Raw genomic sequence first — 16,983 nt, 5'->3', positions numbered from 1 at the left:
ACAAGTTTGACAAATGTTTAAGACGGGTTTGCTGTTTTAAAACGGATACACTATAATATTAACGCCAGCTTTTGGAAGGAAAGGAGTTTTTTTATGTTCGGAGACATCAGAATGAAGAACGTCCTGTTTATTTTAGCAGGCGCCGCTGTTTTTTCCTTTGGACTCGTTCATTTTAATATGCAGAACAACTTGTCGGAAGGCGGTTTTACCGGCATTACCCTGCTGCTTTATTTCCTGTTTAACATCGATCCTTCCATATCCAATCTGGTGCTGAACATCCCGGTCTTCTTCATCGGCTGGAAACTCCTCGGCAGAACGGTCTTCTCATATACCATTCTCGGCACAGTCAGTCTGTCGGTGTTTTTATGGATTTTTCAGCGCTTCCAGATTCATATGCCGCTACAAAACGATCTTGCGCTCGCGGCTCTTTTTGCAGGCGTTTTTATCGGTACCGGATTGGGCATTATTTTCAGATATGGCGGAACGACGGGCGGCGTCGATATTATTGTGCGGCTGATCAACAAATATTTTCAAGTGCCGATGGGCAAAGCCATGTTTGTGTTTGACGCCTGCGTCATTACATTATCCCTTATTTTTTACCTCTCCTATAAGGAAGCGATGTACACGCTTGTTGCCGTATTTGTCGCCTCAAAGGTCATCGATTTTATGCAGGAAGGCGGTTATGCTGCAAAAGGCGCCACCATCATCTCTGAAAAAAACGACCAGATCCAGCGCAAAATCATTGAAGAAATGGAAAGAGGCGTCACGGTTTTAAAAGGTCAGGGGTCATATACGAAAACAGAGCGGGACGTTCTCTACTGCGTCGTTCCGAAAAATGAGGTTTTCCAGCTGAAAAACGTGATTACCTCGGTCGACCCGCACGCTTTTGTAGCCGTAAGCGACGTACACGACGTTCTGGGAGAAGGGTTTACGCTTGATGAGAACAAAAATCCCATCACACGCTGATTGAAGGTCAGCAAAAAAAAGAAGCTCGCGATCAGCGGAGCTTCTTATTTCGGCCAATCTTTTTCTCTTTTTCTGCGCCTGTCCTCTTCAGCTTTATACTTTCTGAAACCGACATATGTCAGTGTCGAGAGGATAATGCTTCCTGTCGTCAGGATGACCCATAACAGTGAAGGGTCTGCATCATCTTCTTCTACTTGATCAAACACATCTTCCAAATCTTTTTCCAAAAGCGTCAGCCTTTCCAGCTTGCTGCTTTCCGTCATTTGCTGAAAGCCCCCGTTTTCCACGACCGCAATATGGTTGGAGACGCTTTTTAACTGCTTTGGCGAAACATCAATCGTTAAGCTTGGATAAATCGTATCATACAAGGATAAAAAATGATTCCACTTTTCCCTGAATGTCAGGTTGTCTTCTTTCTGAATCCCGGCCTTCAAAGCGCTGAAAGAATCCATGATCGGCTTTTTCAAACTGCTCCACAGCGGATCATGGTCAGATTCTATGGCGTCCATCAGCATTCTAAACTGGGCAGCGGCTTTAAATTTTTCCTGCTGTGCGACATCTTCGCTTTCCAGCCTTTTCAGCGTATCATGGTAGGCCAGACTGACCTGGCGGATTTCCGAGCCTGTCATAATACCCTCTGTTTCCCCATTCTCCGCTGCTTTCAGCCGTTTTTCAAAGTATTGAAGAATTTGTACCGCTTCCTCATATTGAGACTGCCTTGTTAGCTGGAATACCGTATCTGACAGTTCCGTCAATTCCTGCAAAGCCGATGATTCTTTCGCTTTTAAACCGGCCGCAGGAAAAACAAGCGCAAGCATCATGCAAAGGATCACCTTTCGTATCATTACGGTCCCTCCCACTCCTTCTATTAAAGCGTATGAAGAGAGGGACAAGGTTAGACCTAGATTGTGAATCCGTGTTACAGCTTAAAAGCTTTCCGGGACAAAACCAAGTAATAGGCCAAAGCGATCGAAGCGATACTGAGCCAAAATGTAAAATAGCCGATCTGCGGCATATATTGATCGAGCATTGAATAATTCGGCATCATGCCAAACAAGTAATCAATGACATCATTATGCAGCGTCCAAACAGCCGCAAGCGCCAAATGCCACCCTTTAAACCGGTAATGAGGGGCGTACAGCACGCCTTGCACAGCCATTGCGAAATGCGACGCGATCAGCATATAGCCCGTCCAATGGAGGCTTCCGGACACCGCAAGCACAAGAATATTCATCACAACCGCCCACAGCCCGTATTTGACGAGCGTAACAAGCGCAAGCGCCTCAAAGAGAGGAGCATTCCTTCCCAATAAAAGTCCGATGAGAACAAATAAAAAAAACAATGTCGCCGTCGGGCTGTCGGGAACGAAAATCAGAAATTTCGCAGGCGTATTCGTCAGCTGCGGAAGGTACCAGTAATACCCGTAAACCGTACCGAAGAAATTAATGATCAAAAGCAGCAGAAGCAGCGGCTTTTGAGCGAGCATGTAGGAAATCAGTTTCAAAGCAATCAACTCACAGTCTCTTTAAATAAAAAAAGCCACCGCCGAGTCAGCTTCACAGACTGACCGCAGAAACGTGCGCCAAGAAGCAGCGGCCTTTCCGGCTTCCGTACGGTTCACGATCAGCAGCGGTCAAAATTGAAAAGGCCATCGACATCGTCGACAGCCCGAGAGGCTGACTTGGCGTCAGCTTCAGCTCTATCAAGAGTATAGCCTGCCTTCATCAACTTGACAACCGTTTTATTTCGCCGTTGTTTCGGAGATGAATTTAGACAGTTCTTTAAGCTCTTTATCAGATCCTTTAAAAACGCCAGCAGGCATTTCGCCTTTTCCTTCCTTGGCGATTTTCGCAATCTCTTCCGGAGACAAGCCGTTGTCAACGAGAGACGGGCCTGCCGCTCCTCCCTGCATGTTGTCTCCATGGCACGAAATACAGCCTTGCTCCTGATAAATCTTATACCCTGCTGCACTCGTATCTATATTGGCCTCTTCCTTGATCTTACCCTGCTCTTCAGCAGCGGCCCAGTCGTGGGTGACAACGGACTGCCATGTTAAGAAAATCGTCGCTGAAATTGCCAAAAGCATCAACCCTACGGCAACCGGGCGTTTAAACGGCCTTCTTTCAGGGCCTCTGTCAAGAAACGGTGCCAATAATAGCGCTCCGAATGCAATTGTCGGAATAATAATTGCGCCGACCACCGTATACGGCCCGGCAGCATATTCGTATTTCAGCAATTGGTAAAGAAATAGAAAATACCAGTCTGGCAAAGGTATGTAGCCGGTATCGGTCGGATCTGCCATCCGCTCGAGCGGAGGCTCATGCACGATGGTCAGCACGAGAAAACCGACAAGGAAAACCGCCCCGACCATCCATTCTTTCAACAGGAAATTCGGCCAGAACGCTTCCGTTTTCCCTGGAAATTCAGAATAATCTTTTGGAATATTCGGTTTTCTTTCCGCCGGGATCCGTGAATCACCGACAAACTTCATCCCTTTTCCCCTCTTCATGCCATCCCCTCCTTCTCAATTGAGTCGCTCGCTTACAGCGGCCCAGAAATTCCTTGCTTGCGAATCATGATAAAGTGTGCAGCCATCAGTCCGAACAGAGCGGCTGGCAGGAAAAAGACGTGTATGGCAAAAAAGCGCGTCAACGTCTGAGCGCCGACAATATCCGGATGACCGGCAAGCAGCGTTTTAATTTCCGAGCCGATCAGCGGCGTCGCCTCAGCAATCTGCAAACCTACTTTTGTCGCAAACAGAGCTTTCATATCCCAAGGCAAAAGGTAGCCTGTAAAACCTAAACCGAGCATGACAAAGAAGATCAAAACGCCGACAATCCAGTTCAGCTCTCTCGGCTTCTTATAGGCCCCCTGGAAGAAAACCCTGAGCGTATGAAGAAACATCATCACAATGACCAAGCTTGCACCCCAGTGGTGCATTCCCCTTACAATCTGTCCGAACGCCACTTCATTCTGCAAATAATAAACAGATTCCCAGGCGTTTTTAATATCCGGAACGTAATACATCGTCAAAAACATGCCGGACAGCACCTGAATCACCGTAACGAAAAACGTCAATCCCCCGAAGCAGTACACGAAAGCTGAAAAATGGTGAGCCGGGTTCACGTGTTCAGGAACTTCATGGTCGGCGATGTCCCGCCAGAGCGGCGTAATGTCAAGTCTTTCGTCCACCCAGTCATAAATTTTGTTTAGCATGATCACCCATCCTTCCTCGGCTTGGCTTTCCCTAAGTAAAGGTAGCCGTCTTTAACCTCTTGCTCATAGCGGTCCAAAGGAGCAAGCGGCGGAGTTCCGGGCACGTTGGTACCATCCTTTTCATAAAGTCCGTAATGGCACGGACAAAAGAACTTATTCGGATTTTTAGGATCGCTGTTCCAGTTGACCGTACACCCCAAATGTTTACAAACCGGTGATAAAGCTACAATTTCGTCCCCACTTTTGAAAACCCACGCTGATCTCGATTCTTCCGATTCGTACCAGGCATCCACTTGTTTGATTTTAAAATCGAAGCGCTGCGGTTCATTTGTCAATTCATCAACGCTGACAACCTGAACCATGTCCTGATCTTCAGTCGGCCTTAAAACCGGATCGAGCGCGAAGCGAACCATAGGCATGAGCATCCCCGCCGCCATAAAGCCGCCGACTCCGGTCAGCGTATAGTTTAAAAACTGACGTCTGGATACCCGATGTCTTTTTTCGCTCATCTTCATATCCCCCCTCAAGTCCCCAGCTACAATATAACTGAAATAGAAAAAAATTCATGAAACTAGGACACCCTCATAATATATCAATATTTTAGGAAGGTCAACATTCCCAAAATCATTATACAAAGGAAATGTAAGTGTTTTTATTAAGAGTTCCAATATTGTAACAAAATGTTCAATATTTGCTCAATTTGGTCTTCCAGCAGCTTCTGCTTTAACGAATCCTTCATATGTTCGAGAGGAATCGCCGGAACCCACAGCAGCTTTTGCTCGCTTTCGAGCACCTGCTTCCAGCGTTCATCCGTCGTTAAAAAAACGATGTGGCGAAAATGTTTTCCGGCCATTTCTTTTAAATCGGCGATATGCTGCGCCGATTTTTCATTCGCATCTAAATATGTACAGGGCGGAAACAAATAGATTCTGCCCTTCAGCTGCCTTTCAAGTTCTTCTGCAAGTATAGACGTAAATTCCCCTTTTGATACGGCCGATTTAAACTGATCTCCCAAATTAACCGATATTAAAGGGATGACAGCTGTATCGATGTATTCTTTCGCGTTCAAGTAAATATCCGCATCGTGCGTATTCCATTTCACGGCTCCCGGCCTCCTCGTTTTGACAGCGCTTTCTCCGGAGCTGAACAAGCCTTGCTCTCGGCAAGGCTTGATTGGCAGCGGATTATCGCAGCTGGCTCAGTTGTTTAGCTAGTTTTTCGAAGCTTTCTTTATCTTGGCGGTCAAGCGCTTCATCGATTTCCCGCAGCAGCTTTTGTCTCTGAAAAGTGGAAATGGAATGCTCCAAAATCTGTTCAGCGACAATTTTATCTTTTTCATTTTCATATAGGTCTTTCGGAATATGGGGATTGGCTTCGAGTACCGCCGCATATTCCGGAGAATTATAGGCTGAGCGGAAGTTCAGCTGGATAAAGAGATCCTGCTGCTTATTCAGCCTGATATCATGAAATGATTTTTCTGCATCGGTCGTCATGACATTTTCTTTATAAAAACGAAAAGGCACTTCCTCAACGCAGTGGGTAGACATGATAATGCCCCTCGGACAAAATTCGGCCTGCTCGACAAAATGCACTTTTTCCATCAGCGAGTCATGGCTCATTAAATAATTCAGAATCCATACACACTCTCTTCGTTTCAGCTGATAATGGTTGAGAAACCAGCGGATAAAATCTTTTTTTTCATTGACAGAAACAGGGGTCTGCATGTTATTCCCTCCTCTATCGCATCTTGTGTATTACTTTATAAATTCCACACAAACCGATCATATCCTGCTTATTCAAAGGAATTTTCATCTTCGATTCTGAAAATCGTCTCCTGGACTTCCTCGTTTGCCGGGTCGAGCTCTGCCAGTTTTTTCAGCAGAGGCAGCGCTTCTTTTCGCCGTCCTTCTTCTAGCAGAAACATTGAATATTCGTAAAGGAAATCGGCGTCATCCCGATAGTGCAAAAATGCGTTCTCATATTCCTCACGCGCCTTGTCGTACACCTCTGTCCGGGCGAACGCCGATGCCAGATGCCAGCTGAACTTCGGATCATCCTCTCCGTATTTGCGCACTTCCTGTACAAGTTCAATAATGCTCTCATCGTCGTCTTCTTCAAGAAACAGGGCAAGCAGGGTATGGACGGCTTCCAGAAATCCGGGGTCCAGCGCCAGCGCTTCACGAAGCAGCTCTTTCGCTTCCGAATGCCTTTTCGTTTTTAAGGCTGCTTTTGCAGCAGAAAGATAAAGCTCTTTGTTGAATTCATCGAAGCGGATTCCTTCTTTTGCCGTTTCAAATGCTTCTTCATAAAGCCCTTCTGCTTCAAAGCTGTTTGCCAGAGGCTTGTAAAGTGAAGAATAAGCAGGATCCATTTCCTTCAGCTCTGTCAGTTGTTTAATCGCAGTTTTAGGATACCCCGCTTTCAGCGCCGTAAAACCAAACCCGAACAGTGTGTTGGGCTCCGGGTTCTCCTTGACGGCTTTTTCATACCATTCAAGCGCTTCTTCAAACGCGCCGGATGAACTTAATGATTCCGCCAGCCGTTGGTACACATTGACGCCGCCGATGACGGCTTCTTCTTCGGCCGCTTTTTTGAATTGACGGACCGCTTTGCCGTAAGCTCCCTGAGTGAAATACAGCTCTCCCAAGGCAAAATCGATAATCGGCTCATCCGGCAAAATGGCTTGGGCCTTTAACAGCTTTTGCTCGCTGACTTCAAACAGACCCTGCATCTGATAGAGGTCAGCCATTAAAAGCAGGCACTGTGGGTACGCTTCATCTGTTTCCGGAATCGTTTCGAGCACGCTGAGCGCTTTTTCTTCCTGGTCGGTTTCGATGAGGAGTTCGGCATAAAAGCATGTCAGTTCCGTTTCATCCGGATACAGTTCATGGAGATCATTCGCTATGGCGATAGCCTTATCGACAATGCCCCATTCGTAATACAGCTGAGCTACTATGGCTTTGTCTTCATCATGAAGGTCAGACTCGATATCAGCAAGCTTTTTCAATCCGCTTTCCGGGTGGCCTGCTTCAACTAATTTTATGGCTTCTTGAATCGAAGTATTCAAATCTAAACGTCCCTTTCTTTCGTCAATTCATCGCCTGCCGTATCAGCCGGCATATCGCGGTGAGTTACTTACTATCATAATTCACGCGGCGGCTTCCGGCAAATATGTTGCCCGCATACCTGTATGAAGCAGATTGATTCTGTTAAGACAAGCTATGCGGGAGACATTCGTTTTATGATTAAACGCCCGGCTTTCATGATTTTCCGGGCTGAAAAAGCCTGAGCACAAGGCTTCAGGCTTTTTTTGCAAGCTTTTCAATATGTTCAAAAAACGAAGGATATGAGACGCTCACAGCTTCAGGCTGTAAAATGTCGATCGGCTGCTCGCAGATGCAGGCGGCGATTCCCAGCATCATTCCGATCCGGTGGTCCCCGTGGCTTGAGACTTTCGCGCCGCCTGTAAGAGGCGTCCTGCCGTGAATCTTCATCCCGTCTTCTGTCGGCTCGATGTTCGCACCGATTTTTTTCAGCTCTGAGGCGACGGTATCGATTCGGTTCGTTTCTTTTACTTTGAGCTCAGCCGCGTCTTTGATGACCGTCGTTCCTTGAGCTTGTGTAGCGAGAAGAGCGATGATCGGTATTTCATCGATGAGGCGCGGGATCAAATCGCCCGAAATTTCAGCGGCTTTCAAAGAGGACGTTTTGATTCTGAGATCGCCGTACGGCTCGGCGTTTCCGGCATTTTTTTCTTCGATTTCAAGATCGGCCCCCATTTCTTTCAAGACATCGATGATTCCCGTCCTGGTCGGATTGAGTCCGACATTGCGAAGCACGACTTCACTGTCAGGAACTAGGGAAGCCGCTGCCAGGAAAAACGCAGCTGATGAAATATCACCCGGCACGAAGACTTCGGCCGCTTTCAGCTGCTGCCCGCCCTCAATTGTTACGCTTGTTTCATCTTCCTGAAGGCTGACACCGAACATTGACAGCATCCGTTCCGTATGGTCTCTTGATTTATGAGGCTCCGTCACCGTTGTGACGCCTTCGGCCTGCAGACCTGCAAGCAAAACGGCAGATTTGATTTGCGCACTTGCAACAGGCGACTGAAAATCGATCGCTGCCAGATGTCCGCCGCTGACAGAGAGCGGTGTATATTCCCCTCCGGCGCGGCCGTCGATTTTCGCTCCCATTTTTCGAAGCGGTTCTGTGACACGCTTCATCGGCCTTTTGGCGATGCTCTCATCGCCGGCGACTGTACTGTGAAACGGGCGTCCCGCCAAAATGCCGAGCATCAGCCTGATCGTCGTTCCGGAATTCCCCACGTCAAGGAGTTCCGCAGGTTCAGCCAGCTGATCGAGCCCTTTGCCGAGGACGGTGACATCACTGCCATTCTGTTCGATTTCCACGCCCATTTTCCGAAAGCAGGCGATCGTGCTCAAGCAGTCGGCTCCTGGCAAAAAGTTTTTGATGACCGTTTTCCCTTCTGCTATGGCTCCGAACATAACAGAGCGATGAGAGATGGATTTATCTCCCGGAATATGAAGCTCTCCTTTTAGTGAACTGATTTTTCCTCTTTTCATGTGTTCCACCTCAATCAGCATAAAATGTTTCATATTTTGCACGGGTTTGAATGCATTTTTCGGCGCGTTTTCGATCTTCATCGGATTGAAAGCTGATTCTGAGAACACCGTTTATGTCTTCCCTTGTTTCAATAATCCGGATGTTCGTAATGCTGATTTTCTCGTCAGCGAGAATCGCCGTAATTTCCGAGATGACCCCGGGATGGTCGGGGACATCGACATAAAGATCGTAAAAGGAAGGAATCGCGCCTTTTTGCCGCAAAGGCAGACCGTCGCGGTATTCCTTGGCCTGCCGAAAAAATTCAAACAGCCCGTCTGCATCTTCATTTTCGATAAAAGACTGGATTCTGTCCAGCTCAAATTTCCATTCGTCAAACCGTTCTAATATTTTATCTTTATTGTGCAAAAGAATATCGCGCCACATCGCCGGGCTGCTTGAGGCAATTCTCGTAATATCGCGGAAGCCCCCTGCGGCAAAACGCTTGACGAGCGGATAATGATCTTCGAATTTGACGGTCTGGTGGACGAGACTGGCCGCTACGACGTGCGGAAAGTGGCTGATCACGCTTGTAACGGCGTCGTGTTCAGCCGGAGACATTTCCACAAACTTTGCATTTGTTCCTTTGAGCAGATCTTTTAAGGAAGCAACCGCTTCTTTGCCGGCGGAGCCGGAAGGCGTCAAAATGTAAAACGCGTTCTCGAAAAGGAAGTCTTTGGCGGCTGCGACGCCCGATTTATGCGATCCGGCCATCGGATGGCCCCCGATAAACCTGTATTCATCCGGCAGCACTTTCTCGGCATGGCTGACGACCTTTTGTTTCGTGCTGCCGACATCTGTAATGAGCAGCTTTTTTCTGATGCCTGAAGCGGCAAGTTCATCAAGCATGTGAAGCGTCTGTTCGACCGGCGCCGCTAAAAAAACGGTTGATGCTTCTTTCACCCCTTCTAAAAAAGAAACAGCCGGAGCATCAATAACGCCAAGCTTTTGTGCAGCTCTTGCCTGCTCTTCTGACACGTCAAACCCGATGATCCGTTTGCCGGGGTGTTCCTTTTTGATGGCAAGGGCGATCGAACCGCCGATTAAGCCCAAACCGGCCAATAAAATCGTTTCATTTGGTTGAGTCATTTTTTATCACCTAAGTTCATCAATAGACTAAAGAGGTGACTGAATCATCACCTCTTACAACATGCCGGCTAACGTTTTCAACAAGCCTTCGTTCTGTTCCTTCGTACCGACCGATATTCTAAGGAATGTCGGAAAGCCGAGCGCATTCCCCGATCTGACGATATAGCCTTTTTTCAGCAGCTCCATGAAAAGTTCGTCTGCATTCCGTTTAAAATCGATCAGCACAAAGTTCGTTTGTGAAGGATAGTAATTTAGCCCGTGCTCATCACAGAAATCGTAGTACTGTTTGAGCCCTTCATTGTTTTTTCTCACGCAATCGTCGATAAATGCCTGATCGCCCAGCGCGGCAAGCGCGGCAGCCTGGCCGAGCCGGTTTGTATTAAACGGCTGTCTCGCCGGCTCAACCGCCTGAATCAGCTGTTCAGAGGCAATCCCGTAGCCGACCCTCAAAGACGCTAAACCGTAAGCTTTTGAAAACGTCCTGAGAATCATCAAGTTCGAAAAGCGTTCCAAAAGCGGAATGGTCTCAGGGTAGTCTTGAGCCGTTACGTATTCGTAATAAGCTTCATCGACGACAGCAAGGACATGTTCCGGGACTTTTTCAAGAAAACGGATCAGGTTGCGGCTGGATTCATACGTTCCGGTCGGATTGTTCGGACTGCAAACCCAGACAACCTTCGTCTGTTCATCGATCGCCTCCAGCATTGCATCCAGGTCGTGGCAGCCGTTTTCAAGCAGGCCGATTTCCCTGACTTCCGCTCCTTCGATGACAGCATTGTGCTTGTATTGTGAAAATGTCGGATTCGCCATTACAGTGTTTGATGCAGGATCCAACAAAGAGCGGGAAATAATTTGAATGACTTCGTCCGTTCCGTTTCCAAGGATGATGTTCGTTTCGTTTACGCCGAGATGGGAGGCAAGCTTTGTTCTTAATGCCGCACTATAGCCGTCAGGATAGAGAGCCATTTGCTGCACTTCGGTCTGGAGCGCTGCTTTTGCCGCTTCCGAACAGCCGTAAGGATTTTCATTTGAAGCGAGCTTGACGACCCGGTCGAGGTTGAATTCTTTTTTGACCTCTTCAATCGGTTTGCCCGGCTTGTAAGGCGTTAATTGTTTTAACTGTTCTTTAATTTGCAACATTCTGTCACCTCATTTTACCATGTACGATCCGCTAAATGTCTTAGCGTATGCCTCAAACGCCTTTAAGGCTTGTTCCCTTGTCTCAGGGGCGATGAGTTCGTCTTTCAGCTCTTCGATCTTTCTGACAAGGGCGCTTCCCACGACAACGCCGTCCGCCAGTTCATTCATCATCTCCACTTGTTTGGAGCTGGAAATCCCAAACCCAACGGCAACCGGGACGGAGCTCATTCCTTTAACTGACCTGATAAATGAAGAAACAGAATCTTCGAATTCATTGCGCACACCTGTCACACCGAGCGAAGAAACGCAATACACAAAACCTTCCGCTTGCTGCGTTATTTTTTGAATGCGCGATTCGCTTGTCGGCGCGACCAGCGAAATATAGGTAATCCCGTGTTTTTTACACTGCTGCTGCAAATATACACTTTCCTCAAAAGGAAGGTCCGGTACAAGGAGTCCGTCTAGCCGATTTTGTCGCAGTAAAGCGAAAAAGTGATCTGTATCTAATTGTAACACAGGATTATAATACGTAAAGAGAATAATCGGAATATGGACGCCGTTTTTTTTCATTTCACCGCCAAGCCTGATCGCTTTTACGATGTTCATGTCGTTGTCAAGCGCCCTTTTGGACGCGCGCTGAATCACCGGGCCGTCAGCGAGCGGATCAGAATACGGAACCCCGAGTTCAAGGGCGGACGCCCCCGCCTCTTGAAGGGATTTCGCCAGCTCGATCGAGATTTCAGGCAGCGGGTCTCCCGCTGTAATAAACGGAACAAATAACTTATCGGACGGCTGTTTTTTCAGATTGAACATCTTGATTCACCTCTTCTTCCAACACCTTCATCAAGGTATGGACGTCTTTGTCTCCCCTGCCTGAAAGGCAGACGAGAACACTTTTCTCTCTCGGCAGTTCTTTAGCGATGTCAAATGCTTTTGCCAATGCATGGGCGGATTCAATAGCCGGCAAAATGCCTTCTGTCTCTGTCAGCAGCCTTAATGCCGAGACCGCTTCATCATCAGTGACAGATTCATATGTGACGCGCCCTGTTTGATGAAGATGAGCGTGCTCGGGGCCGACCCCCGGATAATCAAGTCCTGCTGAGATGGAATAAGGCTCAATGATCTGTCCGTACTCGTCTTGAATCAAGTAGGTCAAAGAACCGTGGATAACGCCTTTTGTACCCTTTGTGATCGTTGCCGCGTGAAGGGGGGTGTCGACACCTTTTCCCGCAGCTTCGACTCCGATCAGTTCAACAGTTTCTTCAATGAATGCGCTGAACATCCCGATCGCATTGCTTCCGCCTCCGACACAGGCGACAACTTTATCGGGGAGGCTTTGCTCCAATTGATAAAACTGCGCTTTCGCCTCTTCGCCGATCATCCGTTGAAATTCACGGACGATATAAGGATACGGGTGCGGCCCGACGACGGAACCGATCATGTAAAAATGATCCTGGCAATGCTGAACCCAGTAACGGATCGCCTCGTTTGTAGCATCTTTTAATGTCCCGTTTCCGCTTGACACCGGAACGACCTCCGCTCCCAAGAGCTTCATCCGGAACACGTTCAGCGATTGTCTGGCAACATCTTCTTCACCCATAAAGACAATGCATGACAAGCCGAACTTTGCAGCGACAGTCGCCGCAGCCACGCCGTGCTGCCCTGCGCCGGTTTCAGCGATGAGCTTTGTTTTCCCCATTTTCTTGGCCAACAGAGCCTGGCCGAGGGCATTGTTGATTTTGTGGGCGCCTGTATGGTTTAAATCTTCTCTTTTTAAATAAATCTTCGCTCCGCCCAGCTGCTTTGTGAGCCGGTCAGCGAGCGTCAAAGCCGTCGGCCTGCCTGAGTAGTCTTTTAAAAGCTTTTGATAATCCTTTTGAAACGAGGGGTCGTCTTTCAGTTCAAGAAACGCTTTTTCGATTTCTTCCAAAGGCTGCATGAGTGTTTCCGGCACGAATTTCCCGCCAAAATCACCAAACCTGCCTTGTTCATTCGGATATGAATACATGTTCGAACATCCTTTCTTCTAAAAGGCCGATCAGCTTTTCGCTTTTCCTGCCTCTTTCTTCAATTCCGCTTGCCAGGTCGATTCCCGGCGGGCGCCGCTTTAAAAGATCCGCGATTGTGTCCGGGTTCACGCCCCCGGCGATAAACAGTCGCTTTCTTTCTCTTTGCGCTGCATCTTTATACATCGGAACGCTGTCCCACGAAAACGAAACGCCCGTTCCTCCTCTGAGCCCTTTAACAGACGAGTCGATGACATACCCGTCGATGTAAGGTGCGAAAGATGCCATGCGCTGAACGGTATCATCCCCATGGTGGAGCGCCTTCCAAATCTCGCAGTCTGTCATGCTTTTCAGCCGCTTGATATCTGCCTCTGTTTCATCTCCGTGAAGCTGGATCACGTCCAAACCGGCATCTTTTACGATTTCTGCTATTCTGCAAATATTTTCATTAACAAAGACGCCGACAAGCTTTTTACCCGCTGTATCCGTTTTGCCACACCAGCGTTTCACATCCTCCGGGTCTGCCGACCGTCTGCTTTCGGCGAAAATAAATCCGAGGTAATCGGCTTTCGAGCGGGCTGTCACCTTTAAATCTTCCAATGAATGAATCCCGCAATATTTTAAGCCCGGTTTCTCCATCATCCGTTCTCTCCGAATAACGCATGGACAGCCTTCAGCTGTGACGGCTCTCTCATTAACGATTCGCCGACTAGCACAGCCCGGGCTCCGCACGCTTTTACAAAAGCGAGGTCTTCCGATTGTCCGATGCCGCTTTCGCTGATAAGAACGCTCCCTGACGGAACGAGTTTTGCCATACGCTCCGTTTGCCCGACGGATGTTTCAAAGGTTTTTAGATTTCGATTGTTTACGCCGATGATTTCGGGTGTAAAGACATTTAAAATACCTTCAAGCGTCTCTTCGCCATGAACTTCGACAAGCACATCCATACCTTTTTCAGCAGCTTGCTGATAGAGGTCAAACAGCTTTTGCGGTTCAAGCGCTTCTCCGATCAGCAGGATCGCATCCGCTCCGATGCGGTCCGCTTCTTCAACCTGAATGGAATCAATGATAAAATCCTTGCGCAGTACTGGCAGCGAAACCGAGCGTTTCACATCTGACAAATAACTGTTCTTCCCTTGAAAAAAAGGTGTATCTGTCAGAACAGACAAACAGTCGGCTTTAGCCTGTTCGTACTGTTTAGCGATTTTTACGGGCTCAAAGTTTTCCTGAATCACACCTTTTGACGGTGAAGCTTTTTTCACCTCCGCAATTAAAGCGACAAACCGGTTAGGAGAAAGAAGCGCCTTTTTAAATGACCGCTTTGGCAGCTTCAAATCTTCCGGCAGTTCGATTTTCAGAATGTCTTCTCGTTTTCTATCAATAATTTGATTAAGCATACAACTCTTCCTCTTTCTGTTTTAATCGTTCCAGCTGATCAAGCGCCTCACCGCTTGCAACAGCTTCTAAAGCGAGTGCAACGCCTTCTTTTAAACCCGGCGCCTGTTCTGCGACGTATAAAGCGGCTCCGGCATTAAACGCTGCGATATGAACAGCCGAATCCGGAGCGCGGTTTTTCAAAATATCGACGATGAGACGGCCGCTTTCTTCAGGCGTCGCCACCTGAATGTCGCTTATGCTGCCGAACGGCAGACCGACATCGCCAGGCTCAACGGTGTATTCGTATGTTTTGCCGCCTTTCAGTTCAATCACATCTGTCGGCGATGTGATCGACAGTTCATCAAGACCGTCCCGGCTCGATACAAACAATACGTGTTCCGGTTCAAACGCTTCAAGTGCGCGGGCCATGAGCTTTGCTTTTTCAATCGAGTAGACGCCGATCACCTGGCGCTTGGCTTTCATTGGATTGCTGAGCGGGCCGAGCAGATTGAATACGGTTCTAAAAGCCAAATCCTTCCTTGCGCCGGCCACGTGCTTCATGGAAGAGTGATAGCTTGGCGCATAGAGGAATCCCATATTGCGGCGTTCAATACTCTGAATCGTTTCTTCAGGCGACGTCTGAATTGAAACGCCGAGATATTCGAGAACATCAGCGCTCCCGCTTTTTGAAGAAACGGAACGATTACCGTGTTTGGCGATTTTTGCCCCGGCTGATGAAGCGATGATCGCCGCCGCTGTGGAAATGTTGAAGGTGGAGCTTCCGTCTCCTCCGGTTCCGCACGTATCAACAACATCTTCCGGCCCGTTTATTGTTTGCGCCTGCTCCCGCATGGCTCTGACAAATCCCGCAATCTCTTCAGCCGTTTCTCCCCTGTAGGCGAGAACGGACAGGAGGCCTCCAATTTCCGCGGCGCTCAGCGAGCCGGTCATCATGTCACGCATGATGCTGTGTGCCTCGGTTTCATTCATTGTTCCTCCATTAACGCATGATTTCAGCAGTTCGTTCATTGCCGTCCTCCCCCTTTTCGAGAAACATTTCTTCAGCGATTTGAATCGTTTTTAACAGAGCCCCCGCTTTATTGCAGGTCTCTTCCCACTCTTTTTCAGGCACGGAGTCGGCTACGATGCCTGCTCCGGCCTGGATGGACGCCACTCCGTTTTTCACGCTCATCGTCCGGATCGTGATGCATGAATCGATATTTCCGTCAAATCCGATATAAGCAATGCATCCCCCATATGTTTCCCTCGGTTCGGGCTCAAGTTCATTTAAAAGCTGAATCGCGCGGATTTTCGGAGCGCCGGTCAAAGTTCCGGCCGGAAATGCGCTCATTAAAGCGTCTACCGGATGAACGCCCGCTTTTAACGAGCCGGTTACGATCGAAATGATGTGCATGACGTGTGAAAAGGAAACGATTTTCGTAAACTCGGGCACTTGGACAGATCCGTACTCAGCTACTCTGCCGATATCATTTCTCGCCAAATCGACGAGCATGTAGTGCTCCGCTTTTTCTTTCTCATCAGCCAAAAGATCTTTTTCGAGCCGCTTATCTTCAGCCTGATCACCGCCTCTTTTCCTCGTGCCGGCGATCGGATGAATTTCAAGATGACCGTTTTGAACATGGATCAGGCGTTCAGGCGAGCTTCCGACGAGATCGCGGTCAGGAAGCTTCATGTAGTACATGTACGGGGACGGGTTGACCATTCTCAGCACTCTGTATAACTCAAAAGAACTGACCTTCACCGGAATATCGAACCTTTGCGAAAGGACGCCTTGAAAAATATCTCCCGCTTTAATGTACTCTTTCAAGCGATTGACATCGGCCAAAAACCGGGATTTCTCATATGTTGATTGAACCCCTTTAAAGCTGGGGGCCGTGTGCCGTCCTTGCGGGAGAAACAGCTCTTTCGTCGTTTTCCGGCCTGACAGCCTGTGTGTAAGCTGTTTGAGCTCTTCTTTCCCCTTTTTAAAAATGCGCTGTTTCTCCTCCCTTGTTTCACTGCCTTCAAGCCTTGCATAGTGGATGAAATGCAGCTTTTTCAGCTCGTGATCATAGGCGATCATCGTCCGGCAGACAAACAGGAGGCATTTTTCCATCTCCGTTTCTTTGCTGTGCCCTTTGACGGACGGTTCAATGAGCGGCATTAAATCATAGCTTAAATAGCCGACCGCTCCCCCTGTAAACGGGATGTCGAGCTCAGGCGCTTTGATCGAATATGTCTCCGACATCCATTCGAGAATTTCTTTTAACTGTGAAGCTGAATAAAGCTTTTTCTGTTTTTGATCGCAGGCGTGAAACCGGCCGCATTCTTCTTTGATCGTCAAAAAGGGATCCAGACCGATGAAAGAATATCTTGACCATGCAGAGGTTTCATCCTGGCTTTCCAGCAAATACACGATGTTTTCCTGCAGCTTCTCGACCAATTGAACGGGCGTCAGCGTATCGACGGAAAAACTCTCAATTATCGGTATTGTTTTAAAGTGTGAAGTATCCTCTGAAAAAGAGGCAAAATCGGTTTGCAGACTCAACAATCTCTCACTCCTTAT

Annotated in this window: 19 protein-coding genes; 1 reads left to right on the top strand and 18 read right to left on the bottom strand. The window is 48.1% G+C overall.

Features of this window, described 5'->3' with window-relative positions; all coding sequences use genetic code 11:
* Positions 1 to 93: 93 nt before the first annotated feature.
* Entirely contained in the window at positions 94 to 966 is an 873-nt protein-coding gene (locus M1D90_RS09930; RefSeq protein WP_023857433.1) for a YitT family protein, read from the top strand.
* Between the two features lie 44 nt (positions 967 to 1,010).
* On the opposite strand, the gene ypjB is transcribed toward M1D90_RS09930, so the two are convergent.
* From ypjB to trpE, 18 genes are all read right to left on the bottom strand, one after another.
* Complete coding sequence (gene ypjB / locus M1D90_RS09925; protein WP_023857434.1) at positions 1,011 to 1,811, bottom strand: sporulation protein YpjB; 801 nt, start codon at positions 1,809 to 1,811, stop codon at positions 1,011 to 1,013.
* Positions 1,812 to 1,885: 74 nt separating this feature from the next.
* The gene (gene lhaT, locus M1D90_RS09920) at positions 1,886 to 2,470 is read right to left on the bottom strand and encodes a lipoprotein heptaprenylglyceryl N-acetyltransferase LhaT (protein WP_026579388.1); all 585 of its coding nucleotides are present in this window, start codon (positions 2,468 to 2,470) and stop codon (positions 1,886 to 1,888) included.
* A 52-nt stretch (positions 2,471 to 2,522) separates the two neighbouring features.
* A complete protein-coding gene (locus tag M1D90_RS09915) occupies positions 2,523 to 2,672 on the bottom strand; it encodes a hypothetical protein (protein WP_164468298.1) in 150 nt (49 codons plus the stop codon).
* A gap of 35 nt (positions 2,673 to 2,707) precedes the next feature.
* Positions 2,708 to 3,475 carry a menaquinol-cytochrome c reductase cytochrome b/c subunit gene (locus M1D90_RS09910; RefSeq protein WP_020451942.1) on the bottom strand — a complete coding sequence of 256 codons (768 nt, stop codon included), beginning with the start codon at positions 3,473 to 3,475 and terminating at the stop codon, positions 2,708 to 2,710.
* Positions 3,476 to 3,507: 32 nt separating this feature from the next.
* Positions 3,508 to 4,182: a menaquinol-cytochrome c reductase cytochrome b subunit gene (gene qcrB, locus M1D90_RS09905; protein WP_003182952.1), complete on the bottom strand. Its 675-nt coding sequence runs from the start codon at positions 4,180 to 4,182 to the stop codon at positions 3,508 to 3,510.
* Positions 4,183 to 4,184: 2 nt separating this feature from the next.
* Positions 4,185 to 4,691 carry a QcrA and Rieske domain-containing protein gene (locus M1D90_RS09900; protein ID WP_003182954.1) on the bottom strand — a complete coding sequence of 169 codons (507 nt, stop codon included), beginning with the start codon at positions 4,689 to 4,691 and terminating at the stop codon, positions 4,185 to 4,187.
* A gap of 146 nt (positions 4,692 to 4,837) precedes the next feature.
* Positions 4,838 to 5,284, bottom strand: a complete 447-nt coding sequence (locus M1D90_RS09895) for a YpiF family protein (protein WP_025811228.1) — start codon at positions 5,282 to 5,284, stop codon at positions 4,838 to 4,840.
* An 82-nt stretch (positions 5,285 to 5,366) separates the two neighbouring features.
* On the bottom strand, positions 5,367 to 5,906 hold the full coding sequence (locus tag M1D90_RS09890) for a ReoY family proteolytic degradation factor (protein ID WP_020451944.1): 540 nt from the start codon (positions 5,904 to 5,906) through the stop codon (positions 5,367 to 5,369).
* 68 nt (positions 5,907 to 5,974) lie between these two features.
* The gene (locus M1D90_RS09885; protein ID WP_023857438.1) at positions 5,975 to 7,249 is read right to left on the bottom strand and encodes a tetratricopeptide repeat protein; all 1,275 of its coding nucleotides are present in this window, start codon (positions 7,247 to 7,249) and stop codon (positions 5,975 to 5,977) included.
* Between the two features lie 232 nt (positions 7,250 to 7,481).
* Positions 7,482 to 8,768 carry a 3-phosphoshikimate 1-carboxyvinyltransferase gene (aroA, locus tag M1D90_RS09880; protein WP_205802116.1) on the bottom strand — a complete coding sequence of 429 codons (1,287 nt, stop codon included), beginning with the start codon at positions 8,766 to 8,768 and terminating at the stop codon, positions 7,482 to 7,484.
* Between the two features lie 10 nt (positions 8,769 to 8,778).
* Complete coding sequence (locus M1D90_RS09875; protein ID WP_025811226.1) at positions 8,779 to 9,894, bottom strand: prephenate dehydrogenase; 1,116 nt, start codon at positions 9,892 to 9,894, stop codon at positions 8,779 to 8,781.
* A 54-nt stretch (positions 9,895 to 9,948) separates the two neighbouring features.
* A complete protein-coding gene (hisC, locus tag M1D90_RS09870; RefSeq protein ID WP_020451948.1) occupies positions 9,949 to 11,034 on the bottom strand; it encodes a histidinol-phosphate transaminase in 1,086 nt (361 codons plus the stop codon).
* 9 nt (positions 11,035 to 11,043) lie between these two features.
* Entirely contained in the window at positions 11,044 to 11,847 is an 804-nt protein-coding gene (trpA, locus tag M1D90_RS09865; protein WP_026579384.1) for a tryptophan synthase subunit alpha, read from the bottom strand.
* Positions 11,816 to 13,042: a tryptophan synthase subunit beta gene (gene trpB, locus M1D90_RS09860; protein WP_020451950.1), complete on the bottom strand. Its 1,227-nt coding sequence runs from the start codon at positions 13,040 to 13,042 to the stop codon at positions 11,816 to 11,818. The genes trpA and trpB overlap by 32 nt, the downstream gene beginning before the upstream one ends.
* Positions 13,023 to 13,679: a phosphoribosylanthranilate isomerase gene (locus tag M1D90_RS09855; RefSeq protein ID WP_025811224.1), complete on the bottom strand. Its 657-nt coding sequence runs from the start codon at positions 13,677 to 13,679 to the stop codon at positions 13,023 to 13,025. Before M1D90_RS09855 ends, trpB begins: the two co-directional genes overlap by 20 nt.
* A complete protein-coding gene (trpC, locus tag M1D90_RS09850; RefSeq protein WP_023857446.1) occupies positions 13,679 to 14,437 on the bottom strand; it encodes an indole-3-glycerol phosphate synthase TrpC in 759 nt (252 codons plus the stop codon). Before trpC ends, M1D90_RS09855 begins: the two co-directional genes overlap by 1 nt.
* Positions 14,430 to 15,446 carry an anthranilate phosphoribosyltransferase gene (trpD, locus tag M1D90_RS09845; RefSeq protein WP_020451953.1) on the bottom strand — a complete coding sequence of 339 codons (1,017 nt, stop codon included), beginning with the start codon at positions 15,444 to 15,446 and terminating at the stop codon, positions 14,430 to 14,432. Before trpD ends, trpC begins: the two co-directional genes overlap by 8 nt.
* Positions 15,418 to 16,965 (bottom strand): anthranilate synthase component I, encoded by a 1,548-nt coding sequence (trpE, locus tag M1D90_RS09840; protein WP_023857448.1) that lies wholly within the window; start codon positions 16,963 to 16,965, stop codon positions 15,418 to 15,420. Before trpE ends, trpD begins: the two co-directional genes overlap by 29 nt.
* Positions 16,966 to 16,983 lie beyond the last annotated feature (18 nt).

Source organism: Bacillus sp. JZ34 (assembly GCF_053903205.1).
Note: the sequence above shows the minus strand (reverse complement) of the source record. Positions and strands in the feature narration are given on the sequence as shown.